The sequence below is a fragment of the Bradyrhizobium sp. SZCCHNRI2009 genome (genome assembly GCF_032485115.1).
In the GTDB taxonomy this organism is placed as follows: domain Bacteria; phylum Pseudomonadota; class Alphaproteobacteria; order Rhizobiales; family Xanthobacteraceae; genus Bradyrhizobium.
The window spans coordinates 199,798-213,154 of the sequence record NZ_JAUEUH010000002.1 but is presented as its reverse complement, the minus strand read 5'-3'; the positions used below and the strand labels follow the sequence as shown (position 1 = coordinate 213,154).

Sequence of the window (13,357 nt, the reverse complement as noted above, 5' to 3'; positions counted from 1 at the left end):
TCAAAGCTGCGCTCTTCCTGGGCCGGCAGCTTGCAGCCCAATGACGACGCAATCTGCTCGCCCAGCTCCGTGCTGCCATTCAAGGCAAACAGGCGCAACCGATCGCTCCGCGTCAATGCGATAGGAAAGCTACTCTCCATTATTGGCGCCCCACCAATTGAGATGAGGTACCACCTACGTCCGCATGCCGTGTTTGCTTAAGAGCTTGACCGTGCTGGCCTGAGGCCCCTTGTCTCCGATCTCCTCGACATAGCTGACACGCGCACCGACGGCCATGTTAGCGCGGCCTTCCAGAACACTGTTGCAATTGAAATAAATCTCGTGGCCGTCATCCGCCTCAAGGAACCCGGATTCACCGCCAGGATCGATCCGTAGCACGGTGCCGACCGGCTCTCCTTGGTGGTGCTTCGTCTGCATCAAAAGCACCCGATCCTGCAGTTGCTGCCGCGCCCGCTTGAATGCGTCGTCCACTGCAAAGGTCGGGTCGGCATACCTTTCATCCTCCTTGGGCGTCCGTCCCACGTTGACTTCGCGCCCGTCGGGAAGAGCGAGCCGGATGCCTACCTGTACTGACCACCCGTCCTGTGATGCTCGCCAGAGCCTCGCACGATGACGCGCCCTGCGGTTGCTCGACCGAAGCGCCTCTCCAGCTCGGAAAATGTGCTGCAGCTCCGGAGACGGCGTCAGGTTCTCGAAAGGTGGCCAATCTGAGCCCGCCGCGCGCGCACGGCCTTGCGCGAAATCAACCCGCCCGATGCCTTCACTTCAACCGCCAGTCCTGAACGCCCGGTGGCGCTCATTTTGTTGCCCGCCCGCGGGGAACTTTGCGGCACGTCAAAGCAGGCCCAGGTCAGGCTGCCACTAATCGACCATTCGTCTCTGTCCCGGGAGCAACACCATGAGCACATCAATGGGTGTGACTGCGTTGGATCATTCGGTTCAGGAAACCAATGTATGGCTCAAAGCGATCGATGAGCAGTTGGCTCTGGAAAGCCGCCACCATGCCTACAATGCGTTGCGAGCCGTCCTGCACGCACTGCGCGACCGCCTGCCGCCGGAGGGTCGCAGCTAAGCTCGGCGCGCAGCTACCGATCATAGTGCGCGGCATTTACTACGAGGGCTGGCATATGGCGACGACTCCGACCAAGGAGCGGAACCTCGACGAATTTGTCGCGCATGTTGGCAGAGAGCTTCCACCGCGGTTTCCCATCGATCCTCTCGCGGCCGCGCGTGGAATCTACGAAGTGCTATGGGAAAAGCTGGATCCCGGCGAATTCGAGAAATTGATGGCCCATTTTCCGGCCCAACTCAGAAACCTCCAGGGTTGACCCAGAGCGGACGCGTCATGAAGATCGATCAGGCGTTCGACGTTGTCATTCCGCCGTATGGGCTGGCAGGGACGCTGACCCTGCCGGAAAATGCACGTGGTCTGGTCGTCTTTGCACACGGCAGCGGCTCAAGCCGATTCAGTATCCGGAACATTGCAGTCGCGCAGGGGCTGAACGAGCGCGGCTTTGCGACGCTGCTATTCGATCTTCTCACGCCGGAAGAAGAGCATGACCGCTCGAACGTTTTCGATATCGGAATGCTTGGAAAACGGCTGGTCGCAGCCGTCGACTGGCTTCAAGGCCTTAAACCAGCGATTGCCGGCCTCCCGATCGGATTGTTCGGCGCCAGCACCGGCGCCGCGGCCGCCCTTGTCGCAGCGGCTCAATTGCCTCATCGAATTGCCGCCGTGGTCTCCCGCGGCGGCCGTCCGGATTTGGCTGGCGAGGCCTTGCTCCATATCCATGCGCCAACCCTGCTGATCGTGGGCGGCGCCGACTCCGGCGTGATCGAGCTGAACGAGGGGGCGCTCACCCGGCTTGGCGGGCCAACGGCGCTGGAAATCATTCCTGGCGCAACGCACCTGTTTCCAGAGCCGGGCGCGATGAACGCTGTCATCGACCATGCCGGCCAGTGGTTCGGCCGATATCTGCGCACCGCGGCGCCTATCCCCACCTCAAGCTAGGAGAGAACCATGGAACTCCTATCCGGCGCTTTTGTCGATCGATCGATCATTCCGCGACGCTTCACCTGTGACGGCGAAAACCTCTCCCCACACCTGCAGTGGGCCAACGCCCCCGAGGGAACCCGGAGTTATGTCCTGCTCTGCGACGATCCCGATGCCCCCGGCGGCACCTGGCATCACTGGGCGGCCTACGACATTCCACCCACGCAGACCGGGCTTGTGGACGGCGCAGCTCAGAGCGCAAGGCTGAAGCAGGCCACCAACGATTTCCGGAAGATTGGATATGGAGGACCGTGTCCTCCGCCGGGACACGGTGTCCACCACTATCATTTCCGGCTCCTTGCGCTCTCGACGGATCATCTGAATGTACGGACGAATGCTTCGTGCCGCGACGTCGAACGCGAGGCGCGCAAGTTCACCCTTGCCGAGGCCACCCTGGTCGGCCTGTATCATAGATAGTCGCGTGCGAGACGCCGATCGCTACCGGCCGAATGTGCCCTAAGACTTTCACCCGGGGCCTGTCCTGTTGCCCAGCATGCCTGGGTCAGATCACTGAGTCGTTCATCGCCGGCGGAATCGTGAAATTGCCCAGGGAACACTCTGATGACGAACATCATAGTGGCAACCGATCCCGGGGGCGCATGTCGCGCAATTGATGTGGCCGCAGAGCATGCCAAAGCATTGGCATGCGATCTCTTGATCGTGACAGTTGCCGATCAACGTAGCCGAGGGGCGGTCTGAGAGCAAGCGAGAGAAGCAGACTCAATGAATTTCCTGAATGAATAGCCTTCTCTGACAACCTCCGGGGGCAGAGAGCCATAGCTCCATTGGCTGACGGCTTGTCCAAACAGGTTCGAGCCTACGGCACCGCGAAATAGTTTACCTGGGCATAGCCACGTACTTGTCCGGGATGAGTCGTCGGCTGGCGTCGAGCGGTGGTTTGATTTCAAACATCTGAGCGCCGTTTTGGAAATGGAAGACTTTCCGGACGCGGTAATTCGACGGGTTCTGAGCGGCAACTTCGTACTGATTACGTGACAACCAGAATCGAGTCCGCGCGTGCCGTTGGTGGTTTTGATCTCCATCAGTCGCTCCTCGCCGTCCGTTTCGAGTGACCGAATGTCATAACCCCGATGGTCTTCACCGCGATCGGCGGGCCACTCCATCTCCTTGGCAAGATCTATCCGGCCGGCGCGGCAAAGCCGATCGAAATCGAACTTGAAAACCATTTTCTCGCCGGCGCGCCTAGGAATCGGTTTAGCTCATCCCTCGACGCCGGGTCGTATTTGCGGACTGCAGCACCGGATGACGGTCCTGCAGGTCCGAATTCAGGAACGCAGGAGCGTGGTACCAAAACAGGCGCTCCGCCTGCGTAAAACGTGGTGCCACCAACCTCGGGGCAGTAAGACGCTTAGGATGTCGCTCCGACTGGGCCTCTACCAGGGAGTCGTGAGCGCTGCGCGAGCCCCTGCTGATGAAACTTCAGCCCGCGCCCTTTCAAGGTGGCCTCCCTTGGCTCGCCCGTTACGATCGCACATCGAGCTTTCATACAGGGCCGGAACAACGCCCGATCCTGCCTGTTAGGTCTCCACCCATTGATGGTTCTTGCCCGCGCGGCTGCCAAAGCGACCGCATTCGCTCAGCTCACGCCTGAATGTTGGTTTGGAGATTGACTCATGAGTAATGATATCCCGCTTGCCCCACCTCCCCAAGCCGGCGTGGATCCTGCTGTGGAGCAGAAGTCCACCATGGCGGAGGTCTCCGAAGCTGTGAAAGGCGCCGCCAATCGGGTTGAAGGCGCGATCGAAGCAGGCCGGAAACCAGGGATGCCGCTTAGCATCTTGAGCAATATAGCGCGCGAAGCTCCTCTTGGATCGTTACTCGTCGCCTTCCTGCTCGGAATCGCCATCGCTCGCCGCAGATGACGAACAGGGGGCATTCGGGACTTGAAGGCAGACGCCCCCTCTGCATTGCAGGTCCTGGCGACGTGAGGGTCGAAGCTGAAAGTGATCATTGTAGAGCAATGCGCTTTCATCCGAGCCATTTTCCAGTCTTGGATCCAACTTGTAGGATTCGGAACTATAGAGTGTTGGGGTCGTTGCACTCTATGGCCGACCTTCGTCGGCATATCTTGAATTTGCATTGGAAAAAATCAAATGAGGAAGTCATTAATGGTCTCTGCGGCCGTTGCGGCCCTCTTGGCTACGACCGGGCTTGTGGCTACGACCGGGCTTGCGTCAGCACAAGGCGCCGGTCAAGCAGCACCGAAGGACTCTCCGACGGCTGCTTCGCCGAAAACTGACGCCGCCGGGACGATGAATGCACCTCCTGTAAAGGGCGCCGAGACGCCCCCCTCCGTGGCGGGGTCAAAAGAGTTGACGCCTCAGCATGCGCAAGGCAAACCGGATGCAAAGACGACTGGCGAGATGAAAGCTGATGGCCGTTCGAAGGCCTCGGAGGCCATAGCGCCGGCCACGACGTCAAAGGACATGAAGAGTCCGACCGCTGAAACGACATCGCGTCCCACCAACAAGACGGCGAGCGAGAAGGCCGACAGCAAGACGAACTCCTCCGATTCGGCTGCGAGCTCGAAGGCCTCTACGTCGCCGACTGCCGAGACCAAGCCCTCAAGCTCGGACAATCGAACGACCGGCAATGCGGCAACCTCGGCGACAGCAGCGCCTCCTGCGGAAAAGCGTACTCAGATTACCTCGGCGATGAAGCAAGAGAAGGTCGACGAGGTAACAAACGTAAACTTCAATATCTCGATCGGAACGGCTGTACCTGCGGGTGTCCGTTATCACCCTATGCCAACACGGATCGTCGAAATCTATCCGGAATGGCGTGGATATGATTTCATTTTGGTGCACGGCAAGTACATCGTTCTGCGCCCGCGCACCCACGAGATCGTCTATATCATCGAAGATTGAGCGATTTGGCCGGCCGCAGGGCAGGCGATTACGAGACACCGAAGGACGGCTGACCAGCCGTCCTTCGAAATGCGAGCTCGCTTCTGATGGCTTCGCTTACGACCGCAGCACCGCGCCTGGGCCCAGCCTCCCACCACAACACTTCAACTGGGGAAAGGCACGTGTCGGGACTTTGCGGTCCTGATGCTTCAAGCCGTCCGCAGCTTGGGATTCGCGGCTCGCTTCATCAATACCTTGATCAGCTTCAAAGTGTGGACGGACGAGATGACCGCCTAGCGCCTTAGACGCGTTGCTCCGGCCGTCAGACGACCGTAACGTCGCCCTTCGTGAGCCATTCACGCATGGTGCGCGTCAGCGTAGACTTGCATGCAATGCAAGCCTTCGATGCCTCCAGCGTTCCCCTGCAAGCCAGCGCGGCCGACGCCAAGCGGCCTTCCTGAAATCTTCGATTACACCGGATTTGCGACCGACTATCCTTCGAGCACGTGACCCAAGGCCTTGAGCGGACGCACGCGATCGCTCACGATCTTCAGGATGGCCAGCATCGGAACGGCCAGGATCGCACCCGGCACGCCCCACATCCAGAACCAGAACACCAGGGACAAGATCACGAGCACGGGGTTCAGGGTGAAGCGACGCGCAAGCAGCATAGGGGTCAGGGTTTCGCCTTCGGCGAGGTGGATAAGGAAGTAGAGGGTCGCCGGCGGCAAGGCCCACCACAAGCTGTCGAAGCTCAACATCCCGACCAGTAGGAATATGAGCGTGCCCAACAGCGGCCCCAGAATTGGCACGTAGTTGAGCAGGAAAGCGGCGGCGCCCCACAACAAGGGGTCTCCAAGCCCACATAAATATGTCGCAACGGCAGTCGCAGTTCCGACAGCGACGTTCATAGCTGTGATAGTCAGCAGATAGGCGGAAATAGCCCGAACTCGTGACAACGCTCCGCCAACTGGTCCAAGCCGTTACGGTTTTTGCACCTCCGGGGACCGACGAACTCGCAATCGAGATCAAGACATCCTTGTCTGATTTGACGTTGCCGGGACCGTTGCTGAAACGTTCGGGTGGGGGGGGGTGACCGTTGGTAGCGGGGGGGGGGCGATTCACGCGTCTCCCCCTCCCCCCGAGATCTATTCATTATCATCGAGAGGAAAAGAAAATCCGCCTGATATCGCTGCCTCAGTCCCATATCTCTGATCCAGACAAAATCCCGAAATCAGGCCGGCCGCGGCGCCCTTCGGTTGTGCGCATGCACGGGCGGGATCAGTCCTACGAATGGCGGAATCGCAACATGCTTGATCATGAAGTGATTTCAGCCTGCAAAAATGGCTGAATTAACCTCTAGTAGTTTCAATTACTTACCAGGCATTTCCAAACAAGGAATCCCCTCGGAAAGATCATTCTTGCGACTTCCGACGGCCCGTCAATACGGCCACCGCATCGGCGGCGCGAACGCCCGCGCCTGCCGGAAGAACAAACACTGGATTGATTTCGGCCTCGACGATGCGCCCGTCGAGCGCGACGGCCATCGCGGCGAAATTGACGACCGCGCTGACCAGCGCATCGACGTCGAGTTTGAGGCGGCCTCGATATCCATCGAGCAAGGGCCAGCACCTGAGTTCTTGAACCATCTCCAGCGCGAGGTCGTGCGAAAACGAAGCCTCGGAGGTCAGCAGCCGGATGACCGTGTCGTTCATGAGCTCGGCCGTGACGCCTCCCATACCGAGCAGCAAGACCGGACCGAGTGGATCGCGGTGGCAGCCGAGGATCAGCTCCAATCCGCCGTCTTGGACCATCTCCTGCACAATGAACGCTTCCGGCGCGCGTCCCGCTTTGGCCGTGACGACCTCCCGCATCCGATCGAGAGCAGCCCCGACCGTGGCGGCATCGAGCCCGACGGCCACGCCCCCGACATCGCTCTTGTGGGTGATCGTCGATGAGAGACTCTTCAGGACGACAGAGCCACCAAACGCTTGCGCCGCCTCCCGGGCCTCGGACTCATTTGCGACGATCTTTTCGCGCACGACGGGAATGCCAAACCTTGCGAACAGCGCTTTGGCCTTATGCTCGTCGAGCGAACCAATCCAATCGTGGGGAATGTCGACGGCCGGGCGCGGCTGAGCTCCTTCAAGCCGACGGAGCGGGCGTCCAACGGTCCACAGCGCATTGAGAGCAACGGTGACCGCTTCGGGCGTACTGAAGGTCGGAACGCCCTGGGCGGTCAATCGCGACGCGGCTTCCGGCGCATGCGGGCTCACATAGGCCAGCAAAGGCTTCAGGCCCACCGACTTTGCTTCGCGGATGGCGTTGCTGATCAACTCGGGATTGCGCACGCTCGTAGCCCCGACGATCACCACCAGGGCGTCGTAGGCAGCGCTGTCCAGCAGCGTTTCGATGCAGCCCTTCAGGATCGCCGGCTGCAGTCCTGCGAGGGTGACGTCGATCGGATTGGTCCTCAATGACAATGGACCATCGGGCATGAGGGCGGCGAGCTGCGCCGCGGTCCTCGTGTCCGGATCGGGCGCTTCGAATCCGTTCAGGCCTAAGCTGTCGACGACGAGGGTCCCTGCCCCGCCGGTCGACGTCAGGATCGCGACACGGCGTCCCCTCAATGCCGGCTGCGTCGCCAACGCAGCGGGGATGTCGACAAGGTCGCCGAAGGTCTGCGCTCGGATGATGCCGAGATCACGGAAGAACGCATCATAGGTCCGGTCCGTGCCGGCCATCGCGCCGGTGTGCGAGGCGGCGGCGCGTGCGCCGGCTGCCGACCGGCCGATCTTCAAGGCAACGATCGTCTTGCCCGCCTCTCGCGCCCGGCGCGCCGCGCGACGGAACTTCGCGGGATGCCGGATCGCCTCGATGTAGAGAGCGATCACCCTTGTGTCCGGGTCATGGGCAAGATGCTCCACAAAGTCGGAAATTTCGAGATCCGCCTCGTTGCCGGTCGCAATCAGCTTGGAAAGCCCGACGCCATTCGCGGTCAACCGCGAGAGCAATGCGCCGAGAATTCCGCCGCTCTGGGAGACTACGCTGACGGAGCCCTTCAGCAGCGTGCCGGCCGACAGCGCACCGCTTGCCGACAGTGGCACGGCGTTCGAGACGTTCACGAGGCCAATCGTGTTCGGTCCGAGAATGCGCATGTCGCCTGCCGCATCACGAAGCTGCTGCTGGCGCTCAAGTCCGTCTTCTCCGCTCTCGCCAAATCCGCCTGCCAGGACGATCGCGTACTTCGTCCCCTTGGCGGCCAGTTCGCGCACCGCCTGCACCGCGTGAGCCGACCCCAGCAGCACCATCGCGACATCAGGCGAGACCGGCAGAGCCTCGATGTTTTTGTAACACCGAAGACCGTCGATTTCGGCCACGCGCGGATTGACCGGGAAAATCTCACCCTCGTACGTCTGCTGCCGCAAGAACCGGATCGGCAGACCGGCCGTCTTGGTGGCGTCCGCGGAGGCGCCGACGATGGCAATGCTGCGGGGATTGAACAAAGCATCCAGGGACATCGGCTGCGCTCGTCAGTTGCTCGACTTGGCGAGGAATGCGAGGACCGACTCGCGATGCTCGGTGCTGGTATAGCAGATACCCTGCGCCTGGCTTCCGCTCGCAAAGATGTTGTTGGCCTCAGTCTCGAACGACCGATTGAGAATGGCTTTTCCGAGAGCGATCGCAGTGCTCGACCCGGCGGAGAGTTCGCGTGCCCAAGCTTGCGCATCCTGAAGCAACGTCTCGGGCGAACTCATGCGATCGACGAGGCCGAGTTGAACGGCCTCGTCGGCACCGACCTGCCGACCGGTGAAGATCAGTTCCTTCGCCTTCGGAAGCCCGACGCGTCGCGGCAGGAAGTACATGCCTCCGCCGTCCGGGATGAGACCTCGCAGGATGTATGACCACGCGAACTTCGCAAACGGGCTCGCGATGATGAAGTCGCACGCCAGCGCGGTGTCCGCTCCGAGCCCCGCCGCCGCCCCGTTCACGGCAGCGATGGTCGGCTTGGGCATGGTATGGAGCAACATCTGGGCTTGGTGCACCCGCTGCTGACGCGCCCAGCCATTGAACCCAACCTCCCCGGCCGGCGCCTCCATCCGTCGCTTCATGCCGGCGACATCGCCGCCGGCACAGAACCCCTTGCCGGCCCCGGTGAGCACGAGCGCGCGAACCGATTTGTCTGCAGCGATCTCCTCGAGCACCTCGATCAGCAACGAGCGCATCTCGTCGCTCATGGCATTGCGCTTGTCGGGGCGGTTCAGCGTCACGGTCGCAATGCCGCTGCTGACAGTCTTCAGAACGATATCCGAGCCCATAGTGCCTATTCCGGTTTGATCTTGTTTTCGGTCACGACCTTGCGCCAGCGAACGGTGTCCGCCTTGACGTAGGCGTCGAGTTCTTCGGGAGTCCCGACCCGCATCAGGAGGCCTTCATCCTGCGCCCGCTTGAGAAAGTCCGGATCCTGCGCGGCGAACTTGACGGCCTCGAGCAGCTTGTCGACGACGGGCTTCGGCGTCTTCGCGGGCACGTACAGGCCGTACCAGCTGTCGAACACATAGCCGGGCACGGTCTCCTCGACGCTGGGAACGCCCGGCACTTGGGTCTGCCCCTTGGCGCCCGTCACGGCAATCGGCCGCAGGCTCTTGCTCGCGATGAAGCCGGACACTGCGGCGCTGCTCGCGAACATCATATCGACCTGACCGCCGAGCACATCGGTCAGTGCTGGGCCCGCGCCCTTGTAGGGGATGTGGGTCAGCTCGATATGAGCAAGATTGTTCAAAAGCTCGCCCGCCAGATGCGCCGACGTCCCAATGCCCTGCGAGGCATAGGTGTACTTCCCAGGACTTGCCTTGGCTGCCTTGATAACGTCTTCGACGGTCTTGAACGGGCTCTCCGGCTTGACGACCAGAATGTTCTGGTAGGTGCCGATGAGCGTGACCGGGGCGAACGCCTTCTCCGTGTCGTAGGGCAACTTGGCGTGAAGGCTCGGATTGACTGAATGGGCGAGCGTCGCGATCAGGAACGTGTAGCCATCCGGCTGGCTTCGAGCGACGGCATCCGAGCCGATGATGGTGCCCGCGCCGGCCTTGTTCTCCACCACGATCGATTGCCCGAGCTTCGCAGCCATCGGCTTCGCCAGCGTTCGCGCGATCAGATCCGTCCCGCCGCCGGGCGAGAAGGGAACCACGAGCTTGATCGGTCGATCGGGATACTCGGCCCGGGCCGCCCCCGGGATTGCGCCGACGATGGCCAAGCCCAGGCTCGCCAGCATTATGACTTGTCGTCCTACGCGATGATCTGCCATTGCAGGTTTCCTCCGTCGCATCCGGCGTAGGCCGCCGAACCTTGTTGCAGAGGAGACTACGATGCGACGGCGCGTCCGGGACGACCCCAATTCCACCTATTGGAATTGAGCTGCGCGGGACGCGAGCTCAGCTCAGCTCGGATGTCGCTGCATGCTCGAGCCGATTGAGGCAGCGGCGTTTCAGATCGAGCAGCCATGGCGCCAGCCTGTGCGAGGCCTCTTCGAGTGGCTCGACGCTCCCGATGCTCATGTTCATCAGATGCGGCTCACCAGCGCCGTAAGGCAGTGTCGTCGCAACGGCCACCACTCCGGGCTGCCAGCCGACCGCGCAATAGCCGAGCTTGTCCAGTTCGGTGAAGGATCGCTCGATCTCGCGAATGAGCCGCTTGTACGTCTTTGGACGCCGCTTTGCGATCGCGGCATACTCCCGTTCGCGGGCGGAGGGCTCTAGCGCCCATAGATAGGCGCGCCCCAGCGAGGTGAGCTCGACAGGAATACGCTGGCCCGATACCACCGTTCGATGGGTCAATCGTGGGTGATAGCGAAACGACTCCAGGTAAACCATCATATCCTGGTCCGCCGCGGCCAGCCCGACATTGACGCGACGCCGCGATGCTTCGGTCCGCATCAAGGGCGCAACCACCGACAGCATCGGCGAGCTGAGGCGCATGGCGTGCGCCAGACTGAGGACCGCCGGCGCCAGCCTGTAGACCCGGCGGCCCGCATCCCTCTGTAGCAGCCCTCCGCTCACCAGCGTCTGCGTCAGCCGGCTGACGGTCGCCTTGGCAAGCCCCGTGCGTTCCGCGATCTCGGCGTTGCCGAGATCGGCAACCCCCGGCTTGAACGCCCGCAATATCGCGATGCCTCGCTCCAGCGAGCGATTCAGGCTGTCGTAGCTGTGGTCCGCCGCCATTTTCTCGCGTTCCAGCAGATGGAATTCGGGTGCATCTCGACCCTAGCACGGCAGCTATCCTGGATGCGAGTGGAGGAAGCCCATCAGGTCTGTTCCGGCTCGGCTCTGATTAAATCGAAGCCGACCAGACGACTATGCGCGTGACTAAGTCCGTCACAGGCTGGGCTGCCTCCTCATGGGACAATGTGCCGATCTCAAGTGCACGCCCCCGGAGGAAACATGACAATCAACCGAGATCTGGCAAAAGGGCTGAGCCTGCTCGCTATAGCCCTGTTCTTCGGCCTGCAGGCCCGCGGCTATTCCTTGGGTACGCTGGGCCGTGCGGGACCTGGCATGTTTCCGCTCGTCGTTTCTGCCCTGCTCTTCCTCGTGGGCCTCGCGATCGTCGTGCGCGCCCGCATCATCAATGGCGACGCACTCGCATTCAAGGCGAGGAACATCGCACTGGTGGCCGCCGGCCTGCTCAGCTTCGTGCTGCTCTCCGAATACGTGAACATGCTGGTCGGCCTCGTCGTGATGGTGCTCATCACCTCCTACGCAGCCTCCGACTTCAAGCTGTCGCGCGCTCTGGCGCTGAGCGCCGTGCTCGCGTCCGTCGCGCTGGCGATGAAGCTCGGCCTCGGACTGCAGCTCCCGCTCTATTGAGTCGTCACCATGGATATCCTGTCCAACCTCTCGTTCGGCTTCAGTCACGCCCTGACGCTCAACAACCTGCTGTTCTGCGCCGCGGGCTGCACCATTGGCACGCTGGTGGGCCTGCTCCCGGGGCTGGGGCCGCTGGCGACGATCAGTCTTCTGCTGCCTCTCACCTACTCATTGCCGACAGACGGCGCGCTGATTATGCTGGCCGGGATCTATTACGGCGCCCAGTACGGCGACAATGTCAGCGCCATTACGATGAGGATGCCGCACGCGTCCAGCATCATCGCCTGCATCGACGGCTATGAGATGACGCTCAAGGGCAAGACCGGCCTCGCGCTGTTCACGGCGGGCATTTCGAGCTTTATCGGCGGCACGATCGCGACGATCGTTCTGGCATCGCTCGCGCCGCCCTTGAGCCAGGTCGCCCTGATGTTCGGCCCGACCGAATACTGCGCGCTCGTGCTGCTCGGCTTCCTCTGCGTTAGCCTCGTGACGACCGGGAGCGTGCTCGACGGCCTGTCGATGTGCCTCGTTGGCGTCCTCCTCGGCCTCGTCGGCACCGACGTTAATACCGGAACGCTCCGATTCACGATGGGCCTCCCGTCGCTGTACGACGGGATCGCGCTTGTCAGCCTGTCGCTCGGCTGCTTCGGCATTGCCGAGATCACCAAGAACCTGGACAAGGACCGGCAGACGTCGCCGTTTCGCGGTGAGATCAAGCTGATACCCAACTGGACCGAGTTCAAGCGCATCATTCCAAGCGCGCTCCGCGGCAGCGCCGCCGGATCGCTCCTCGGACTTCTGCCGGGCGGCGGTCCCGTCATCGCTCAATTCGCGGCCTACGCCATCGACAAGAAATTCAGCAAGTACCGCGACGAGATTGGTCAGGGCGCGATCGAGGGCGTTGCGGGCCAGGCGGCGGCAGACGAAGCAGCCGCGCGAACAAGCTTCATTCCGCTGATGAGCATCGGTATTCCGGAGAATGCCGTGATGGCGCTGATGATGGCGGCCTTCATCATCAACGGCATCAAGCCAGGGCCCACGATGATTGCGGACCATCCGGATCTGTTCTGGGGGCTGGTCGCGAGCATGTGGATCGGAAATCTCTTCCTAGTCGTCCTGAACGTTCCGCTGGTCAGATACTGGCTGACGGTCTTCAAGATTCCCTACAGCGCGCTGTTCCCTTCCATCCTGTTCTTCTGCTGCGTCGGCACCTACAGCGTGAACAACAGCCTGGACGACATCTACACCACGGCCCTCTTCGGCGTGCTTGGCTACATCTTCTTCCGGCTCAGCCTGGATCCTGCGCCGTTGATGCTTGGTTTCATCCTTGGACCGATCCTGGAAGAAAATTTCCGGCGCGCGATGCTGCTCAGCCACGGCAGCTTCATGACGTTCGTCGAGCATCCGATCAGCGGGGCCATTCTCGGGATCGTCGCCATGATCTTCGCTTGGCAGATCGTGTCGGGGCTGCTGGCGCGGCGCCGGCCGGACAAGGGTTCAAGCCACGAGCCGGAACGGATAGCGCCGCCGGCGGTGTCGCCCGCGGAGACGTATCAGGCTCGAGGATAGCG

General features: G+C 61.7%; 14 protein-coding genes and 2 pseudogenes. 9 read left to right on the top strand and 7 right to left on the bottom strand.

The window, feature by feature from the left end:
• Window positions 1–174 precede the first annotated feature (174 nt).
• Window positions 175–522 carry a hypothetical protein gene (locus QX041_RS08530; protein WP_316164958.1) on the bottom strand — a complete coding sequence of 116 codons (348 nt, stop codon included), beginning with the start codon at window positions 520–522 and terminating at the stop codon, window positions 175–177.
• Window positions 523–898: 376 nt separating this feature from the next.
• Between QX041_RS08530 and QX041_RS08525 the strand changes: the two genes are divergently transcribed.
• The 4 genes from QX041_RS08525 to QX041_RS08510 are packed head-to-tail and all read left to right on the top strand — an operon-like array spanning window position 899 to window position 2,470.
• Window positions 899–1,072: a DUF2267 domain-containing protein gene (locus tag QX041_RS08525; RefSeq protein WP_316164957.1), complete on the top strand. Its 174-nt coding sequence runs from the start codon at window positions 899–901 to the stop codon at window positions 1,070–1,072.
• On the top strand, window positions 1,002–1,328 hold the full coding sequence (locus QX041_RS08520) for a DUF2267 domain-containing protein (protein ID WP_316164956.1): 327 nt from the start codon (window positions 1,002–1,004) through the stop codon (window positions 1,326–1,328). The genes QX041_RS08525 and QX041_RS08520 overlap by 71 nt, the downstream gene beginning before the upstream one ends.
• A 17-nt stretch (window positions 1,329–1,345) precedes the next feature.
• Window positions 1,346–2,011, top strand: coding sequence for a dienelactone hydrolase family protein (locus QX041_RS08515; protein WP_316164955.1), 666 nt, complete (start codon window positions 1,346–1,348; stop codon window positions 2,009–2,011).
• Between the two features lie 9 nt (window positions 2,012–2,020).
• The gene (locus QX041_RS08510; protein WP_316164954.1) at window positions 2,021–2,470 is read left to right on the top strand and encodes a YbhB/YbcL family Raf kinase inhibitor-like protein; all 450 of its coding nucleotides are present in this window, start codon (window positions 2,021–2,023) and stop codon (window positions 2,468–2,470) included.
• Window positions 2,471–2,727: 257 nt separating this feature from the next.
• Here QX041_RS08510 and QX041_RS08505 read toward each other — a convergent pair whose 3' ends face one another.
• The gene (locus QX041_RS08505) at window positions 2,728–3,240 is read right to left on the bottom strand and encodes a protein NO VEIN domain-containing protein (protein ID WP_316164952.1); all 513 of its coding nucleotides are present in this window, start codon (window positions 3,238–3,240) and stop codon (window positions 2,728–2,730) included.
• Window positions 3,241–3,687: 447 nt separating this feature from the next.
• Here QX041_RS08505 and QX041_RS08500 point away from each other — a divergent pair, with 447 nt between their 5' ends.
• The 3 genes and pseudogenes from QX041_RS08500 to QX041_RS08490 form a co-directional block, all read left to right on the top strand.
• Entirely contained in the window at window positions 3,688–3,936 is a 249-nt protein-coding gene (locus QX041_RS08500; RefSeq protein WP_316164951.1) for a hypothetical protein, read from the top strand.
• Window positions 3,937–4,182: 246 nt separating this feature from the next.
• Window positions 4,183–4,941 carry a DUF1236 domain-containing protein gene (locus QX041_RS08495; RefSeq protein ID WP_316164950.1) on the top strand — a complete coding sequence of 253 codons (759 nt, stop codon included), beginning with the start codon at window positions 4,183–4,185 and terminating at the stop codon, window positions 4,939–4,941.
• A gap of 118 nt (window positions 4,942–5,059) precedes the next feature.
• Window positions 5,060–5,181 (top strand): annotated as a pseudogene (locus QX041_RS08490) (transglutaminase domain-containing protein); the annotation flags it as partial.
• Between the two features lie 230 nt (window positions 5,182–5,411).
• On the opposite strand, the pseudogene QX041_RS08485 reads toward QX041_RS08490, so the two are convergent.
• The 5 genes and pseudogenes from QX041_RS08485 to QX041_RS08465 all read right to left on the bottom strand — a co-directional run.
• A pseudogene (locus QX041_RS08485) lies at window positions 5,412–5,861 on the bottom strand (AI-2E family transporter); the annotation flags it as partial.
• 474 nt (window positions 5,862–6,335) lie between these two features.
• On the bottom strand, window positions 6,336–8,441 hold the full coding sequence (locus QX041_RS08480) for an acetate--CoA ligase family protein (RefSeq protein WP_316164949.1): 2,106 nt from the start codon (window positions 8,439–8,441) through the stop codon (window positions 6,336–6,338).
• Between the two features lie 12 nt (window positions 8,442–8,453).
• On the bottom strand, window positions 8,454–9,239 hold the full coding sequence (locus QX041_RS08475; RefSeq protein ID WP_316164947.1) for an enoyl-CoA hydratase/isomerase family protein: 786 nt from the start codon (window positions 9,237–9,239) through the stop codon (window positions 8,454–8,456).
• A 5-nt stretch (window positions 9,240–9,244) separates the two neighbouring features.
• Entirely contained in the window at window positions 9,245–10,195 is a 951-nt protein-coding gene (locus QX041_RS08470) for a tripartite tricarboxylate transporter substrate binding protein (protein WP_316164946.1), read from the bottom strand.
• Window positions 10,196–10,355: 160 nt separating this feature from the next.
• Entirely contained in the window at window positions 10,356–11,141 is a 786-nt protein-coding gene (locus QX041_RS08465; protein WP_316164945.1) for an IclR family transcriptional regulator, read from the bottom strand.
• A 219-nt stretch (window positions 11,142–11,360) separates the two neighbouring features.
• On the opposite strand from QX041_RS08465, the gene QX041_RS08460 reads away from it, so the two are divergent.
• Entirely contained in the window at window positions 11,361–11,786 is a 426-nt protein-coding gene (locus QX041_RS08460; protein WP_316164943.1) for a tripartite tricarboxylate transporter TctB family protein, read from the top strand.
• Between the two features lie 9 nt (window positions 11,787–11,795).
• Window positions 11,796–13,355: a tripartite tricarboxylate transporter permease gene (locus tag QX041_RS08455; protein ID WP_316164941.1), complete on the top strand. Its 1,560-nt coding sequence runs from the start codon at window positions 11,796–11,798 to the stop codon at window positions 13,353–13,355.
• Window positions 13,356–13,357: the final 2 nt, after the last annotated feature.